14 protein-coding genes are annotated in these 14,706 nt (G+C 71.5%); 7 read left to right on the top strand and 7 right to left on the bottom strand.

What is annotated here, in order from left to right; all coding sequences use genetic code 11:
* The first annotated feature begins 3 nt into the window (after nucleotides 1–3).
* From folP to QC283_RS26900, 5 genes are all read left to right on the top strand, one after another.
* The gene (gene folP / locus QC283_RS26920) at nucleotides 4–960 is read left to right on the top strand and encodes a dihydropteroate synthase (RefSeq protein ID WP_279564273.1); all 957 of its coding nucleotides are present in this window, start codon (nucleotides 4–6) and stop codon (nucleotides 958–960) included.
* Nucleotides 957–1,460, top strand: a complete 504-nt coding sequence (locus QC283_RS26915) for a nuclear transport factor 2 family protein (protein ID WP_279564272.1) — start codon at nucleotides 957–959, stop codon at nucleotides 1,458–1,460. The genes folP and QC283_RS26915 overlap by 4 nt, the downstream gene beginning before the upstream one ends.
* Before the next feature lie 237 nt (nucleotides 1,461–1,697).
* Entirely contained in the window at nucleotides 1,698–2,057 is a 360-nt protein-coding gene (folB, locus tag QC283_RS26910) for a dihydroneopterin aldolase (RefSeq protein ID WP_011028954.1), read from the top strand.
* Nucleotides 2,054–2,665: a 2-amino-4-hydroxy-6-hydroxymethyldihydropteridine diphosphokinase gene (folK, locus tag QC283_RS26905; RefSeq protein WP_279564271.1), complete on the top strand. Its 612-nt coding sequence runs from the start codon at nucleotides 2,054–2,056 to the stop codon at nucleotides 2,663–2,665. The genes folB and folK overlap by 4 nt, the downstream gene beginning before the upstream one ends.
* Before the next feature lie 61 nt (nucleotides 2,666–2,726).
* The gene (locus QC283_RS26900; protein WP_279564270.1) at nucleotides 2,727–3,215 is read left to right on the top strand and encodes a DUF3180 domain-containing protein; all 489 of its coding nucleotides are present in this window, start codon (nucleotides 2,727–2,729) and stop codon (nucleotides 3,213–3,215) included.
* Between the two features lie 191 nt (nucleotides 3,216–3,406).
* Here QC283_RS26900 and folE read toward each other — a convergent pair whose 3' ends face one another.
* The 6 genes from folE to dacB all read right to left on the bottom strand — a co-directional run bounded on the left by folE (nucleotide 3,407) and on the right by dacB (nucleotide 11,193).
* Nucleotides 3,407–4,012, bottom strand: a complete 606-nt coding sequence (gene folE, locus QC283_RS26895) for a GTP cyclohydrolase I FolE (RefSeq protein ID WP_279564269.1) — start codon at nucleotides 4,010–4,012, stop codon at nucleotides 3,407–3,409.
* Between the two features lie 75 nt (nucleotides 4,013–4,087).
* Entirely contained in the window at nucleotides 4,088–6,133 is a 2,046-nt protein-coding gene (ftsH, locus tag QC283_RS26890) for an ATP-dependent zinc metalloprotease FtsH (protein WP_279564268.1), read from the bottom strand.
* A 193-nt stretch (nucleotides 6,134–6,326) separates the two neighbouring features.
* Nucleotides 6,327–6,887, bottom strand: a complete 561-nt coding sequence (gene hpt / locus QC283_RS26885) for a hypoxanthine phosphoribosyltransferase (protein WP_007452004.1) — start codon at nucleotides 6,885–6,887, stop codon at nucleotides 6,327–6,329.
* Between the two features lie 74 nt (nucleotides 6,888–6,961).
* The gene (gene tilS, locus QC283_RS26880) at nucleotides 6,962–8,056 is read right to left on the bottom strand and encodes a tRNA lysidine(34) synthetase TilS (RefSeq protein WP_279564267.1); all 1,095 of its coding nucleotides are present in this window, start codon (nucleotides 8,054–8,056) and stop codon (nucleotides 6,962–6,964) included.
* 193 nt (nucleotides 8,057–8,249) lie between these two features.
* Nucleotides 8,250–9,377: a zinc-dependent metalloprotease gene (locus tag QC283_RS26875; RefSeq protein WP_279564266.1), complete on the bottom strand. Its 1,128-nt coding sequence runs from the start codon at nucleotides 9,375–9,377 to the stop codon at nucleotides 8,250–8,252.
* 220 nt (nucleotides 9,378–9,597) lie between these two features.
* Nucleotides 9,598–11,193 carry a D-alanyl-D-alanine carboxypeptidase/D-alanyl-D-alanine endopeptidase gene (dacB, locus tag QC283_RS26870; RefSeq protein ID WP_279564265.1) on the bottom strand — a complete coding sequence of 532 codons (1,596 nt, stop codon included), beginning with the start codon at nucleotides 11,191–11,193 and terminating at the stop codon, nucleotides 9,598–9,600.
* 79 nt (nucleotides 11,194–11,272) lie between these two features.
* On the opposite strand from dacB, the gene QC283_RS26865 reads away from it, so the two are divergent.
* Entirely contained in the window at nucleotides 11,273–11,764 is a 492-nt protein-coding gene (locus QC283_RS26865) for an inorganic diphosphatase (protein WP_279564310.1), read from the top strand.
* A 123-nt stretch (nucleotides 11,765–11,887) separates the two neighbouring features.
* Nucleotides 11,888–13,594 (top strand): threonine/serine ThrE exporter family protein, encoded by a 1,707-nt coding sequence (locus tag QC283_RS26860; RefSeq protein ID WP_279564264.1) that lies wholly within the window; start codon nucleotides 11,888–11,890, stop codon nucleotides 13,592–13,594.
* Nucleotides 13,595–13,735: 141 nt separating this feature from the next.
* Here the strand turns inward: QC283_RS26860 and QC283_RS26855 are convergent, their stop codons facing one another.
* Entirely contained in the window at nucleotides 13,736–14,698 is a 963-nt protein-coding gene (locus QC283_RS26855) for a DedA family protein (protein WP_279564263.1), read from the bottom strand.
* Nucleotides 14,699–14,706: the final 8 nt, after the last annotated feature.

Genomic DNA, 14,706 nt, shown 5'->3' with positions numbered 1-14,706 from the left:
CACATGAGCAAGCAGACCGGCCGCCGCCACCTCGCGGGATTGACCGTATGGGACCGTTGCGCGGTCATGGGGGTCGTCAACGTCACCCCCGACTCCTTCTCCGACGGCGGCCGCTTCTTCGACACCACGGCCGCCATCAAGCACGGCCTCGACCTGGTCGCCCAGGGCGCCGACCTGGTGGACGTCGGTGGCGAGTCCACCCGTCCCGGCGCGACCCGCGTCGACGAGGACGAGGAGCTCAGGCGGGTGGTCCCGGTCGTGCGCGGTCTGGCCTCCGAAGGCGTCACCATCTCCGTCGACACGATGCGCGCCTCGGTCGCCGAGCAGGCCCTCGCGGCCGGCGCCGCCCTGGTCAACGACGTCAGCGGCGGCCTCGCCGACCCCCGGATGATCCCGGTCGTCGCCGACGCCGACGCCCCCTTCGTCGTCATGCACTGGCGCGGCCTCCTGGCGGGCGGCAACGTCAGGGGCACCTACGACGACGTCGTCGCCGAGGTCATGGACGAGCTCCACGCGCGCGTGGAGGCGGTTGTCGAGGGCGGCGTCGCGCCCGACCGCGTGGTCGTCGACCCCGGTCTCGGCTTCTCCAAGGACGCCGAGCACGACCTCGTCCTCCTGGCCCACCTCGACCGCCTGCTCGGCCTCGGCCACCCGCTGCTCGTCGCCGCCTCCCGCAAGCGGTTCCTCGGCCGGGTACTCGCCGGGCCGGGCGCCGCCCCGCCCCCCGCGCGCGAGCGCGACGCGGCCACCGCCGCCGTCTCCGCGCTCGCGGCGCACGCCGGCGCGTGGGCCGTACGCGTGCACGAGGTACGCGCCACGGCCGACGCCGTACGGGTCGCGCGCGCCGTCGAGGGAGCACGCACAACGGACCAGGGCACGGGCACCGGACAGGGCACGGGCACGGGCACGGGCACCAGCCAGGACACCGGCACCGGCACCGGCACGGAAGGCCCCCGGTGAACGCCCCCCACATCGACGTCGAACAGGTCGAGGCCGCCAACACCGCCTTCTACGAGGCACTGGAGCAGGGCGACTTCGAGACGGTGTCCGAGTTCTGGCTCACCCCGTCCGACCTGGGCGTCGACGAGTCGTACCACGACCCGGCGGACGCCGGCGTGGTCTCCTGCGTGCATCCCGGCTGGCCGGTGCTCACCGGCCGCGGCGAGGTCCTCCGCTCCTACGCGCTGATCATGGCGAACACCGACTACATCCAGTTCTTCCTCACCGACGTGCACGTCTCCGTGACCGGCGACACCGCCCTGGTGACCTGCACCGAGAACATCCTCAGCGGCGGCCCCGCCCCCGAGGGCGGCGACGAGCTGGGCCCCCTCGTCGGCCAGCTCGTGGTCGCCACCAACGCGTTCCGGCGCACGCCCTCCGGCTGGAAGCTGTGGTCGCACCACGCCTCCCCCGTGCTGGCCGAGACCGACGACGAGGACGGCGAGGACACCCCTCCCTGACCCCACAGGACCCTGAAGTGGTTGGAATCACGGACCGGCGGGTATGGGCGGCTACCAACCCGTGATCCACCAGGGCCGCCAGAGCGAACACAGGATGAATCCTCCTGGCGTACGCCCGCCCCCACACCCCCCGTGGCCCGGCGCTGTCGGTGCTCGCGGGTAGATTCGACTGAAGCCGGTGTACCGCCCGCACGCGGTACGGACCGGCCGAGACCGACGACTGCAGGAGTGATTCGCGTGGATCGTGTCGCGCTGCGCGGCCTGAAGGCCCGAGGGCATCACGGTGTGTTCCCCAAGGAACGCGAGGACGGCCAGACCTTCCTCGTGGACATCGTCCTGGGCCTGGACACCCGACCGGCCGCGGCCGACGACGACCTGGCGAAGACCGTGCACTACGGCATCGTGGCCGAGGAGGTCGTGGCCGTGGTCGAGGGCGAGCCCGTCAACCTGGTCGAGACGCTCGCCGAGCGCATCGCCCAGGTCTGTCTGAAACACGAAGGGGTCGAGGAGGTCGAGGTCTGCGTCCACAAGCCGGACGCGCCGATCACCGTCCCCTTCGACGACGTGACCGTCACCATCATCCGGAGCCGTGTATGAGCGCCCCCTTCACCAAAGGTCCGAGCGACCCGACCGTACAACCGGTGCCCGCCTCCGTCATCGAGCAGGTCGACGCGGCCGACACCACGCTGTCCAACCCCAAGCGCGCGGTGATCGCCCTCGGCGCCAACCTCGGCAACCGCCTGGAGACCCTCCAGGGCGCCATCGACGCCCTGGAGGACACCCCGGGCGTGCGCGTCAAAGGGGTCTCGCCGGTGTACGAGACGGAGCCGTGGGGCGTCGACCCCGACAGCCAGCCCTCGTACTTCAACGCGGTCGTGATCCTCAAGACCACCCTGCCCCCGTCCTCCCTGCTGGAGCGGGCGCACGCCGTCGAGGAGGCCTTCCACCGCGTCCGCGACGAGCGCTGGGGCCCGCGCACCCTCGACGTCGACATCGTCGCCTACGCCGAGGTCGTCTCCGACGACCCGCAGCTCACCCTCCCCCACCCGCGCGCCCACGAACGCGCCTTCGTGCTCGCCCCCTGGCACGACGTGGACCCCGGTGCCCAGCTGCCGGGACACGGTCCGGTGGCCGACCTCCTGGCCTCCGTCACCCGGGAGGGCATCGCGCCCCGCGCCGACCTGGAACTCCGGCTGCCCGAGTAGTCGTTAAGGTCGACAAGGTCAGGACGACCACGCAGGGGAACCGAAGGGACACCGGGACACCGTGGAAGAGTTGCGCATCAGGGTGCTGGCCGGCGTGTTCGTCGTCGCGGGGATCCTGTCCTGGGCGGGCGCCCGCCTGTGGAACTCGATCGGGAGCCTCCCCAGCGTCCCCCTGGCCGCCCCCGTCGTGCTCGCCCTGATCGCCGTGATCCTGCTGGCCACGGCGCTCTCGCTCCGCACCCGCCTGAAGGCCCAGCGGGAGCGCGTCCAGGGCGCCAAGGGCGTCGACCCGATGATGGCGGCCCGCGCGGTCGTCTTCGGCCAGGCCAGCGCGCTGGTGGCCGCCCTCGTCGCCGGGATGTACGGCGGCATGGGCGTCTTCCTCCTGGAGTACCTCGACGTCCCGGCCCGCCGCGACCAGGCGTTCTACGCCGGTTTCTCGGTCGTGGCGGGCATCGCCGTCATAGCGGCCGCGATCTTCCTGGAGCGCGTCTGCAAGCTCCCGGAGGACGACGACGAGGACACCCCGGGCGCTGCCCCAGCGGTCTGACCCGTCACCGCCGTCACCGCCCCGGCGCCCACCGCGCCACCGGACCAGGGCGACACCGGATCAGGGCGACACCGGACCAGGGCGACACCGGACCGGGACGACACCGGATCAGGGCTCCACCTGTCGGCAGGGCTCCACCCGTAGGCACAGTGACGCCCGCCGACACCGCGCCCCTCGGACTCCACCCGGCGTCAGCGCGCCATGATCAGGCTCATCGCCTCGTTGCGCGTGGCGACATCGCGCAGCTGGCCGCGCACCGCCGAGGTGATGGTCTTCGCGCCGGGCTTGCGGATGCCGCGCATCGACATGCACATGTGCTCGCACTCCACGACGACGATCACGCCGCGCGGCTCGAGGATCTCCATCAGGGAGTCCGCGACCTGCGTGGTGAGACGTTCCTGCACCTGCGGACGGCGGGCGTAGACGTCCACGAGCCGGGCCAGCTTGGACAGGCCGGTGATCTTGCCACTGGTGGACGGGATGTAGCCGACGTGCGCCACGCCGCGGAACGGCACCAGGTGGTGCTCACAGGTCGAGAACACCTCGATGTCCTTCACCAGGACCATCTCGTCGTGCCCGAGGTCGAACGTCGTCGTCAGCACATCCCCGGGCTCCTGCCACAGACCCGCGAATATCTCCTTGTACGCCCGCGCCACCCGCCCGGGCGTCTCCCTCAGACCCTCGCGGTCCGGGTCCTCGCCGACCGCGATGAGCAGCTCGCGTACGGCGTTCTCGGCCCGCTTCTCGTCGAACTCGCCGATCTGGCCCTCGCCGTCCAGCGTCACGGGGTCGGTCATCTGCTGCCTCGTTCCTGTCCTGTCCTGCGGTCGGCATACATTCCGGGCCTGGTGGGGCCGCCGGGAGTGGCTGGGTCAGCTCTCCGGGCGGTCCTCCGGGGCTCGTTCCGGAGCCGGGGCCGGAGCCGGCTCCGGCGTGGTGCTCTTGGCGGTGGAGATCGCCGCCGGCGCGCCGTTCGCTCCGTTCGTCAGGGCGAGCTCCTTCGGGGAGAGCACCGGCGGACGGGTCGAGGGCGTACGGCGGGAGGAGCCGGTCCAGGCGGGCCGGGCCGGACGCTTGACGATCTGGGCGAAGACCTCGGCGATCTCCTCCTTGCCGAGCGTCTCCTTCTCCAGCAGGGCGAGGACGAGGTTGTCGAGGACGTCGCGGTTCTCGACCAGGATCTCCCAGGCCTCGTTGTGCGCCGTCTCGATGAGCTTCTTGACCTCTTCGTCGACCAGCGCGGCGACCTCTTCCGAGTAGTCGCGCTGGTGAGCCATCTCGCGCCCGAGGAACGGCTCGCTGTTGTCGCCGCCGAACTTGATCGCACCGAGCCGCTCGGTCATGCCGTACTGAGTGACCATCGCGCGGGCCACGCTGGTGGCCTTCTCGATGTCGTTGGCGGCACCGGTCGTCGGGTCGTGGAAGACCAGTTCCTCGGCCGCGCGGCCGCCCAGCATGTAAGCGAGCTGGTCGAGCATCTCGTTGCGCGTGGTCGAGTACTTGTCCTCGTCCGGGAGCACCATCGTGTAACCGAGGGCCCGGCCTCTGGACAGGATCGTGATCTTGTGGACCGGGTCGGAGTTCGGTGAGGCCGCCGCGACCAGGGCGTGTCCGCCCTCGTGGTACGCGGTGATCTTCTTCTCCTTGTCCGACATGATCCGGGTCCGCTTCTGCGGGCCCGCGACCACACGGTCGATCGCCTCGTCCAGCATGTGGTTGTCGACCAGCTTCTGGTTGCTGCGGGCCGTCAGCAGGGCGGCCTCGTTCAGCACGTTGGCCAGGTCGGCACCGGTCATGCCGGGGGTGCGGCGGGCGACGGCCGACAGGTCGACGTCGGGTGCGACCGGCTTGCCCTTCTGGTGGACCTTGAGGATCTCCAGACGGCCCTGCATGTCCGGACGGTCGACGGCGATCTGCCGGTCGAAGCGGCCGGGGCGCAGCAGCGCCGGGTCGAGGATGTCCGGACGGTTCGTCGCGGCGATCAGGATCACGCCGCCCTTCACGTCGAAGCCGTCCATCTCGACGAGCAGCTGGTTCAGGGTCTGCTCGCGCTCGTCGTGGCCGCCGCCGAGGCCGGCGCCGCGATGGCGGCCGACCGCGTCGATCTCGTCGACGAAGACGATGGCCGGCGCGTTCGCCTTGGCCTGCTCGAACAGGTCACGGACCCGGGAGGCACCGACACCGACGAACATCTCGACGAAGTCGGAACCGGAGATCGAGTAGAACGGCACGCCCGCCTCGCCCGCGACGGCACGCGCGAGCAGGGTCTTGCCGGTGCCGGGCGGGCCGTACAGCAGCACACCCTTGGGGATCTTGGCGCCGACGGCCTGGAACTTGGCCGGCTCCTGCAGGAACTCCTTGATCTCGTGGAGCTCCTCGACGGCCTCGTCCGAACCGGCGACGTCCGAGAACGTCGTCTTCGGGGTGTCCTTGGTGATGAGCTTCGCCTTGGACTTGCCGAAGTTCATGACGCGGGAGCCGCCGCCCTGCATCTGGTTCATCAGGAACAGGAAGATGACCACGATGAGGACGAAGGGGAGCAGGGTGATCAGGAGCCCGACGAACGGGTTCTGCTTCGACGGCGACACCGTGTAGCCGTCGGGGATCTGCTTGTCCTGGTACTTGTTCTGCAGTGTGCTGGCGAGGGTCACGCCCTGGTCGCCGATGTAGCTCGCCTGGATCTTCGAGCTGCCCTTGACCTTCTCGCCGTCCTTGAGCTGAACCTTGATGTTCTGCTCGTCGCCGGTGGTCAGCTTGGCCGACTCGACCCTGTTGTCGTTGATCGCCTGGACGACCTGGCCGGTGTCCACCGTCTTGTAGCCGCCGGACGAGCCGACGACCTGCATCAACACGACCACGGCAAGGACGGCCAGCACGATCCACATGATTGGCCCACGGAAGTATCGCTTCACGTCCATCCACACGGAGCGGTGGCGCCCCGTCCCTCCTGCCATAGTGAGTTTGATAAGACAGTTCTTCTGACGGTACCCCAGCCCGGCGGCCCTCAGCCGCACGGGACGGCCGGCGTCCCGTCTGCATGCTCAACGGCGCGGGGGCCCCAGGGGTTCCCGGCCGCCCCCGAAACGCCGTGGAGCAGGCTACGAGGCCGTGTCAGCCGCCGTAGACGTGGGGCGCGAGCGTACCGACGAACGGCAGGTTGCGGTACTTCTCGGCGTAGTCGAGGCCGTAGCCGACGACGAACTCGTTGGGGATGTCGAAACCGACCCACTCCACGTCGATGGCGACCTTCGCGGCGTCGGGCTTGCGCAGCAGCGTGCACACCTTGAGGGAGGCGGGCTCGCGCGAGCCGAGGTTGGAGATCAGCCAGGACAGGGTCAGGCCGGAGTCGATGATGTCCTCGACGATCAGGACGTGCCTGCCCTTGATGTCGGTGTCGAGGTCCTTGAGGATCCGCACCACGCCGGAGGACTGGGTGCCCGCGCCGTACGAGGACACCGCCATCCAGTCCATCGTGACGGGGGTGGACAGCGTGCGCGCCAGGTCGGCCATGACCATCACGGCGCCCTTGAGGACGCCGACGATGAGCAGGTCCTTGCCCGCGTACTCCGCGTCGATCTTCGCGGCCAGCTCGGCCAGCTTCGCGTCGATCTCTTCCTTGGTGATGAGTACCTTCTCGAGGTCGGCACCCATGTCGTTCGCGTCCACCCGCATCACTTTCGGTCGTCCCACCGGCCACTCCGGAGTGCCCCGGCGATCCGTACGCGGATCGGTGGGTGGGTCCGGATTCAGCCTTGCCGAATCACCAGTCTGCCACCCTGCCGCTGAGCGACGACTCTGCCGGGGAGGTTGATGGCCCCCTGACCGCGCCAGCCGGTGATCAGCCGGTCGACTTCCTCGATGTGGCGGGCGAACAGCGCACCGGCCGGAGCGCCCGCGTCGATGGCGGCGCGGCGCAGGATCCGGCGGCGTACGGCGGGCGGGAGGGCGTAGAGCTTGGCGCACTCCAGTACGCCCGTGGCGTCGCGGACGCCGGCCTCGGCCTGGCGGGCCCAGGTGTCGAGGGCGTCGGCGTCGTCCCGGGAGAGTTGGGCCGTACGGGCGAGGGCCTCGACGACGCCCTTGCCGAGCGCCTTCTCCAGGGCGGGCAGACCCTCGTGGCGCAGCCGGGAACGCGTGTACGCCGGGTCGGCGTTGTGCGGATCGTCCCAGACGGGCAGGGACTGGACCATGCAGGCCTTGCGGGCGGTCTGCCGGTCGACCTGGAGGAAGGGGCGGCGGTAACGGCCGCCGGCCCCCGAGACCGCGGCCATGCCCGACAGGGAACGGATGCCGGAGCCGCGGGCGAGGCCCAGCAGGACGGTCTCGGCCTGGTCGTCACGGGTGTGGCCGAGCAGGACGGCGGCGGCGCCGTGGCGGGCGGCGGCGGCGTCCAGGGCGGCGTAGCGGGCGTCGCGGGCGGCGGCCTCGGGCCCTCCCCCGCGGCCGACGGTGACGGCGGTGGCCTCGACGGGGTCCAGGCCGAGCTCGCGCAGGCGCAGGACGACCTCTTCGGCGCGCAGGTCGGAGCCGTTCTGCAGGCCGTGGTCGACGGTGACGCCGCCGGCGCGGATGCCGAGCCGGGGAGCCTCGAAGGCGAGGGCGGAGGCGAGCGCCATGGAGTCCGCGCCGCCGGAGCAGGCCACGAGCACGAGCGGGGACGCCGGAAGCCCGGCAGCTCGGTCGGCGGCACGGTCGGGCGCGCGATCGGCGGCACGGTCGGGCGCGCGATCGGCGGCCGTCGCGGCGGGAACGCCGGCCGTGGTGTTCGGTTCGGTGAGGATGTCGTGGAGGACGCGGCGGACCGCCAGGCGTATCGCCGCGACCGCAGGATGGGGACCCATGTCCGGTGCCCTTCATGAAGTTGTCGGGGGGTGAGCCCGAGATTCGGTCACGCAGAGTACGTAGATGGTGACAGAAACGGGCCGTTCCCTGAGCATCGCACGCCTGCCGAGGCCTCACGGTCCCTCGGACGGGTGATTGGAGGGGCGTTCGACTGCCGTCGGCCGGATTCGTTTCACGCCCTGCCCGCGGAGCTCACGACTCCGGTTTGCGGTGCACCCGTGCGATCCAGTCCGCCGGTTTGGCGATCTCCGACTTGGTGGGGAGGGTGTTGGGCGAGGTCCAGACCCGGTTGAAGCCGTCCATGCCGCACTCGTCGACGACGGCCCGTACGAAGCGTTCGCCGTCCCGGTACTGGCGGAGCTTGGCGTCCAGGCCGAGCAGCTTGCGCAGTGCCAGGTCGAGGCGGGAAGCGCCCTTGGCGCGGCGCTGCTGGAACTTCTCGCGGATCTCCCCGACGCTCGGCACGATCGCCGGGCCGACCCCGTCCATCACGAAGTCGGCGTGGCCCTCCAGCAGGGACATCACGGCGGTGAGACGGCCGAGGACCTCCCGCTGGGCCGGCGTCTGCACCAGCTCGACCAGGGACCGGCCGCCGTCGTCCTCCTCCGCCTCGGGCCGGCCGCCGGCCAGCGTCTGGGCGGCCTCGCGGACTCGCTCCAGCACGGTCATGGGGTCGACGTCGGTCTCCGCGAGGAACGACTGGATCTCGCCCTCCAGGTGGTCGCGCAGCCAGGGCACCGCGGTGAACTGCGTGCGGTGCGTCTCCTCGTGCAGACACACCCACAGCCGGAAGTCGTGGGGGTCGACGTCGAGTTCGCGCTCCACGTGCACGATGTTCGGCGCGACCAGCAGCAGCCGGCCGCCGCCGTTCGCACCGGCGGGGAGTTCCCGGGTGGCCGGGGCGAAGGTCTCGTACTGGCCGAGGACGCGGGAGGACATGAACGACAGCAGCATGCCCAGCTCCACGCCGGTGACCTTGCCGCCGACGGCGCCGAGGACCGCGTTGCCCGCGCCGTTGCCGCGCCGCTCCTGCATCTTCTCCAGCAGGGGGCCCAGGATCTCCCGGAACCCGGCGACGTTCGCCCGGACCCAGCCGGGGCGGTCGACGACGAGGACGGGGGTGTCGTGGACCTCCTCGGTGGCCATACGAGTGAAGCCCCGGACGTGTTCCTCCGAGGCTTTGGCATGGCGGCGCAGTTCCGCGACGATGGCCCTGGCCTCGTCGCGGCTCACTTCGGGGCCCGGCCGTACGAGCCGGGTCGCGGTCGCCACCGCGAGATTCCAGTCGACCATGCCGGAAGATGCGCCGATGCTCGTCATGCGTCAACGGTACGTGAGCGCTGCCGCTGGGGGCAGGCTGTGGCGGGCGGTGGGGTGGACTGCGCCGTGTGGGTGACCGGTGTCGGTGCTGGGCGGGGGCGGGTGCGCGGCCGGGCCTCGCGGGGGGCCTCCGACGGTAGGGGAGCGCTCGGCCCAGGCGCCGCGGGGCGCCTCCGACGAGGGGAGCCCTCAGCGGTGGCGCCCGCACGACTGCCCGTGGCTACGACGCCAGGGTCGTAGCCAACCGGTCCAAGGCCGTCTGGGCCGCCCACGCGTCCGTGGTGTCGCCGGCCAGGAAGGCGAAGGCCAGGAGGCGGCCGTCGGCGGAGACCGTGGTGCCGGCGAGGGTGTTGACGCCCGTCAGGGTGCCGGTCTTGGCGCGTACGAGGCCGGCCGCGCCGTCCGTGTAGCGGCTGGACAGCGTGCCGGTGAAGCCGGCGACGGGGAGGCCCGTGAGAACCGGACGGAGCTCGGGACGAGCCGGGTCGGCCGCCTCGGCCAGCATCGCGGTGAGCAGGTCGGCGGTGATCCGGTCGGTGCGGTCCAGGCCGCTGCCGTCGTGGAACCGCGAGCCGCGCACGGGCAGGCCGAGCTGGGCCAGGCGGGCCGGGATGGCGGCGGAGACCCCGTCGAAGTCGGCGGGTTCGCCGGCCGCCAGAGCGGTGTGGCGGGCCAGGGCCTCGGCGAGGTCGTTGTCGCTGTTGGTCATCATGCGCTCGACCAGGGCCGACAGCGGGGGCGAGGAGACCGTGGCGAGGGTGTCGGCGCGGTCGGTCGCCTTGGACGGGCCGGGAGCCGACGCGGTGACGCCGTGCTTCTCCAGGAAGCCGGCGAAGCTGCGGGCGGCGTCGGCGGCCGGGTCGGGCACGCGCGGGACGGGGCCGCTGGTGGAGTCGTCCGTGCGGGCCTCGTCGGCCATCAGGGCGGTGATGGAGGCGAGGTTCTCGTTCACCCCTATCGGGTGCGCCTCCGCACCCGCGTAGAGCGTCGTGTCGTACGACAGCGTCACCTTGCGCACGTCCCGCTTCTTCAGAGCGGTGGCGGTCTTCTCGGCGAGGACGCTCAGACTGGCGAGGCCCCGGGCGTCCTCGCGGGCGGTGAGGGTGGGGTCGCCGCCGCCGACCAGGACGAGTTCGCCGGTGCCGGCCTCCAGGGCGGTGCGGGTGGTGAGGCGGTGGTCGGGACCGAGGGCGGTGAGGGCGGCGACGCCGGTGGCGATCTTGGTGGTGGAGGCGGGGGTGAGCGGGGCGTCGGCGCGGAGGCCGTAGAGGCGCTTGCCGGTGGTGAGGTCGACGACGGCCGCCGCGGGGCGGGTGCCGAGCGCCGGGTCGCCCATCAGGGGCCCGAGGACGTCGGAGAGGTCCGTGCCGTCCGGGGCCGCCTCGGCTCCGCCCGGCACCTCGCCGGCGGCGCCGCCGAGGCCGGCCAGGACGGAGGCGGCGCTCGGCGCGGGGCGGGGCGACCCGGACGCCGTACCAGAGCCCGCGGATCCGCGACCGTGATCTACGCCACCCGTGTGCTCCAGTGCGACGGCCCGGTCCCGCTCGGCCGTACGCTGACCCGTGGAGTCCCAGGGGCCGGCGGCGGTCACCACACCGGCGGCCAGTGCCAGCCCGGCGGTGGCGGCACCGGCGGTGTACTGCCAGGTCTTCGGCCTCGTCACTCGCGCGAGCTGCGGCGCCGTGGCCCGCGCGAACCTCGCGAGGTGCGGTTCGGCGGCCCGCGCGGCGCGTGCGAGACGCGGTCGTACGGCGCCCGCGGCCCGCACCACGTGCGGTCTCGCGGCCCGCCAAGGCCTCAGCTCCGGCACTACCACCAGCCCCTTTCGCGATCACCCACCTGCGTGAGGGACACTTAACCACCAGAACTATGTGCTGATCATGGAGGAGCGTCCGGTGGAGTTCGACGTCACGATCGAGATCCCGAAGGGTTCGCGGAACAAGTACGAGGTGGACCACGAGACCGGTCGTATCCGCCTGGACCGCCGCCTGTTCACCTCGACCGCCTACCCGACCGACTACGGCTTCGTCGAGAGCACCCTCGGCGAGGACGGTGACCCGCTGGACGCGCTGGTCATCCTGGACGAGCCGACCTTCCCGGGCTGCCTCATCCGCTGCCGCGCGATCGGCATGTTCCGGATGACGGACGAGGCCGGCGGCGACGACAAGCTGCTGTGCGTGCCGTCGACCGACCCGCGTGTGGAGCACCTGCGTGACATCCACCACGTGTCGGAGTTCGACCGCCTGGAGATCCAGCACTTCTTCGAGGTCTACAAGGACCTGGAGCCCGGCAAGTCCGTCGAGGGCGCCGACTGGGTCGGCCGCACCGACGCCGAGGCCGAGATCGAGCGGTCCTACAAGCGCTTCAAGGACCAGGGCGGCCACTGATCACTGATCAGGAACCCCACCCGTAACGGGCCGCACGCGTGAGGCGTGCGGCCCGTTCACGTTTGGGTACGCATACTGAGGGCTACAGGCAGGAGGGTGTTCGGACCAGGGAGCGTTGCGCAGGTGACGGAGGCGGAGGACCGCAAGCCGCAGTCGGACGAGGCCCACAGTGCCTTCCGGCCGCCCGGCTCAGTGGGGACGTCGATCGACGGCGAGTCGTCGACGACGTCCGAGTTCGAGATCCCGCAGGGGCTGGCCGTCCCGCGGCCCGCCGGCACGGAGGCCGAGACGACCTCGGAGTTCTCGCTGCCCGAAGGGCTGGACGTGACCCCGGCCGCGCCCGCGGAGGGCGAGGGGTCGGCGTTCACCCTGCCGAGCACGTACCACGCCTGGACCGCGGCCTCGTTCACCCCGGCGAGCGGCTTCCCCGCGGTGAAGCTCACGGACGTGCCCTGGCAGGACCGGATGCGCGCGATGCTGCGCATGCCGGTGGCCGAGCGGCCCGCGCCCGAGACGGCGCAGCGGCACGACGACGAGACCGGCCCCGCCGTGCCGCGCGTGCTCGACCTGACCCTGCGTATCGGGGAGCTGCTGCTGGCCGGCGGTGAGGGCGCCGAGGACGTGGAGGCGGCGATGTTCGCCGTGTGCCGCTCCTACGGCCTGGACCGCTGCGAGCCGAACGTCACCTTCACCCTGCTGTCGATCTCCCATCAGCCGTCCCTGGTCGAGGACCCGGTCACGGCGTCGCGGACGGTACGCCGCCGGGGCACCGACTACACGCGGCTCGCGGCCGTCTTCCACCTGGTGGACGACCTCAGCGACCCGGACACGAACATCTCCCTGGAGGAGGCCTACCGGCGCCTCGCCGAGATGCGCCGCAACCGGCACCCGTACCCCACCTGGGTGCTGACCACGGCGAGCGGGCTGCTCGCGGGCGCGGCGTCGGTGCTGGTGGGCGGTGGGCTGACCGTGTTCGTCGCGGCCATGCTCGGTTCGATGCTCGGTGACCGGCTGGCCTGGCTGTGCGCCGGGCGCGGGCTGCCGGAGTTCTACCAGTTCGCGGTGGCCGCGATGCCGCCGGCCGCGATGGGGATCATGCTGACGCTGGTCCACGTCGACGTGAAGGCGTCCGCGGTGATCACCGGTGGCCTGTTCGCGCTGCTGCCGGGGCGGGCTCTGGTGGCGGGGGTGCAGGACGGGCTGACCGGTTTCTACATCACCGCGTCCGCGCGCCTGCTCGAGGTCATGTACTTCTTCGTCAGCATCGTCGCCGGGGTGCTGATCGTGCTGTACTTCGGCGTCCAGCTGGGCGCCGAGCTCAATCCGGACGACGCGCTGGGCACGGGCGACGAGCCCCTCGTCCAGATCGGCGCGGCGATGCTGCTGTCGCTGGCCTTCGCGATCCTGCTCCAGCAGGAACGTTCAACCGTGCTCGCGGTGACCCTGAACGGCGGCGTCGCCTGGGTCGTGTACGGCGCGATGCACATCGCCGGCGGCATCTCGCCGGTGGCGTCCACGGCCGCCGCGGCGGGGCTGGTGGGTCTGTTCGGACAGCTCATGTCCCGGTACCGGTTCGCGTCGGCGCTGCCGTACACGACCGCGGCGATCGGCCCGCTGCTGCCCGGTTCCGCGACGTACTTCGGGCTGCTGGCGATCGCGCAGAGCGAGGTCGACAAGGGGCTGGTGTCCCTGTCGACGGCCGTGGCGCTCGCCATGGCCATCGCCATCGGGGTGAACCTCGGTGGGGAGATCTCGCGGCTGTTCCTGAGGGTGCCGGGCGCGGCGAGTGCCGCCGGCAGGCGGGCGGCCAAGCGGACCCGCGGCTTCTAGCCGGCCTCGACGCGGGGCGCCCGAGGGGGCGGGCGGGCGGCGCGGTACGACGGCGAGTGCGGGAGCGTCGCGGTGTCGTGGCTGATCACCGCCCACGTGGCGGGGCCGCACGTCGGTACGGCCCCGCGAACGCGGGTGGGTTCAGCGGCCCTGGTTGTACGGGTGCTGGTCGCCGTACTGCTGGGGCTGGTCGCCGTACGGCTGCTGACCGTAGTTCTGCGGGTACTGCTGGGTGTACGGCCGCTGCTGGGCGGGCGGCGGAGGCTGCTGGCCGTAGGCCTGGTTGCCGTAGCCCTGGCCGTACGACTGCTGGGGCTGGTGCGGCGGCTGCTGGTGCTGCGGCTGCGGCTGCTGGGCCGCCGGGTACGGGTCCACGCGGCGGAGCTGGGTCGTGGCGTCGTCCATGACCGGGTACTGCTGCTGGAACGGCGAGGGCGACGGCGACGGCATCGACTGCGGTTCGGTCGGCCCGGCCACGGCGGCGCGCTTCTTCTTGCCCCGCTCACGCAGGTACTCGATGGCGATCGGGACGACCGAGAGCACGACGATCAGGACGAGGATCGGCTCGACGTTGGTCCGGATGAACTCGATCTGACCGAGCCAGTAGCCCGCGAGGGTGACACCCGAGCCCCAGGCCACGCCACCGATGATGTTGTACGTGAGGAAGGTGCGGTACCGCATGCGGCCGGCGCCCGCCACGATGGGGGCGAAGGTGCGCACGATCGGCACGAAGCGGGCCAGGACGATCGCCTTGGGCCCGTACTTCTCCATGAACTCGTGGGCCTTGTCCAGGTTCTCCCGTTTGAAGAGCTTGGAGTTGGGACGGCTGAAGAGCTTGGGACCGAGGAACTTGCCGATCATGTAGCCCACTTGGTCGCCGATGACGGCGGCCAGCACGATCAGGGTGCACACCAGCCACAGCGGCTGCGTGATGTAACTGCCCTCGGCCACGAAGAGACCCGCCGTGAACAGCAGCGAGTCACCGGGCAGGAAGGCGAAGAGTCCGGACTCGGCGAAGACGATGAGCAGGATGCCCGGTAGAGCGAAGGTCTCGATCAGATAGTCCGGGCTGAGCCACTCGGGGCCGAGCGCAAGCGTGGTCACGGGATTGT

This window comes from Streptomyces sp. DH41, assembly GCF_029813785.1.
GTDB lineage: Bacteria > Actinomycetota > Actinomycetes > Streptomycetales > Streptomycetaceae > Streptomyces.
The sequence above is the reverse complement of the archived record's forward strand: the minus strand, read 5'-3'. Positions and strand labels throughout refer to the sequence as shown.

Coding starts and splice junctions, on each gene's coding strand:
- tilS (WP_279564267.1), bottom strand. CDS start 8,056: ATGGGTCCCCATCCTGCGGTCGCGGCGATACGCCTGGCGGTCCGCCGC.
- ftsH (WP_279564268.1), bottom strand. CDS start 6,133: ATGGACGTGAAGCGATACTTCCGTGGGCCAATCATGTGGATCGTGCTG.
- folP (WP_279564273.1), top strand. CDS start 4: ATGAGCAAGCAGACCGGCCGCCGCCACCTCGCGGGATTGACCGTATGG.
- folE (WP_279564269.1), bottom strand. CDS start 4,012: ATGACCGACCCCGTGACGCTGGACGGCGAGGGCCAGATCGGCGAGTTC.
- hpt (WP_007452004.1), bottom strand. CDS start 6,887: ATGCGGGTGGACGCGAACGACATGGGTGCCGACCTCGAGAAGGTACTC.
- folK (WP_279564271.1), top strand. CDS start 2,054: ATGAGCGCCCCCTTCACCAAAGGTCCGAGCGACCCGACCGTACAACCG.
- QC283_RS26875 (WP_279564266.1), bottom strand. CDS start 9,377: ATGACGAGCATCGGCGCATCTTCCGGCATGGTCGACTGGAATCTCGCG.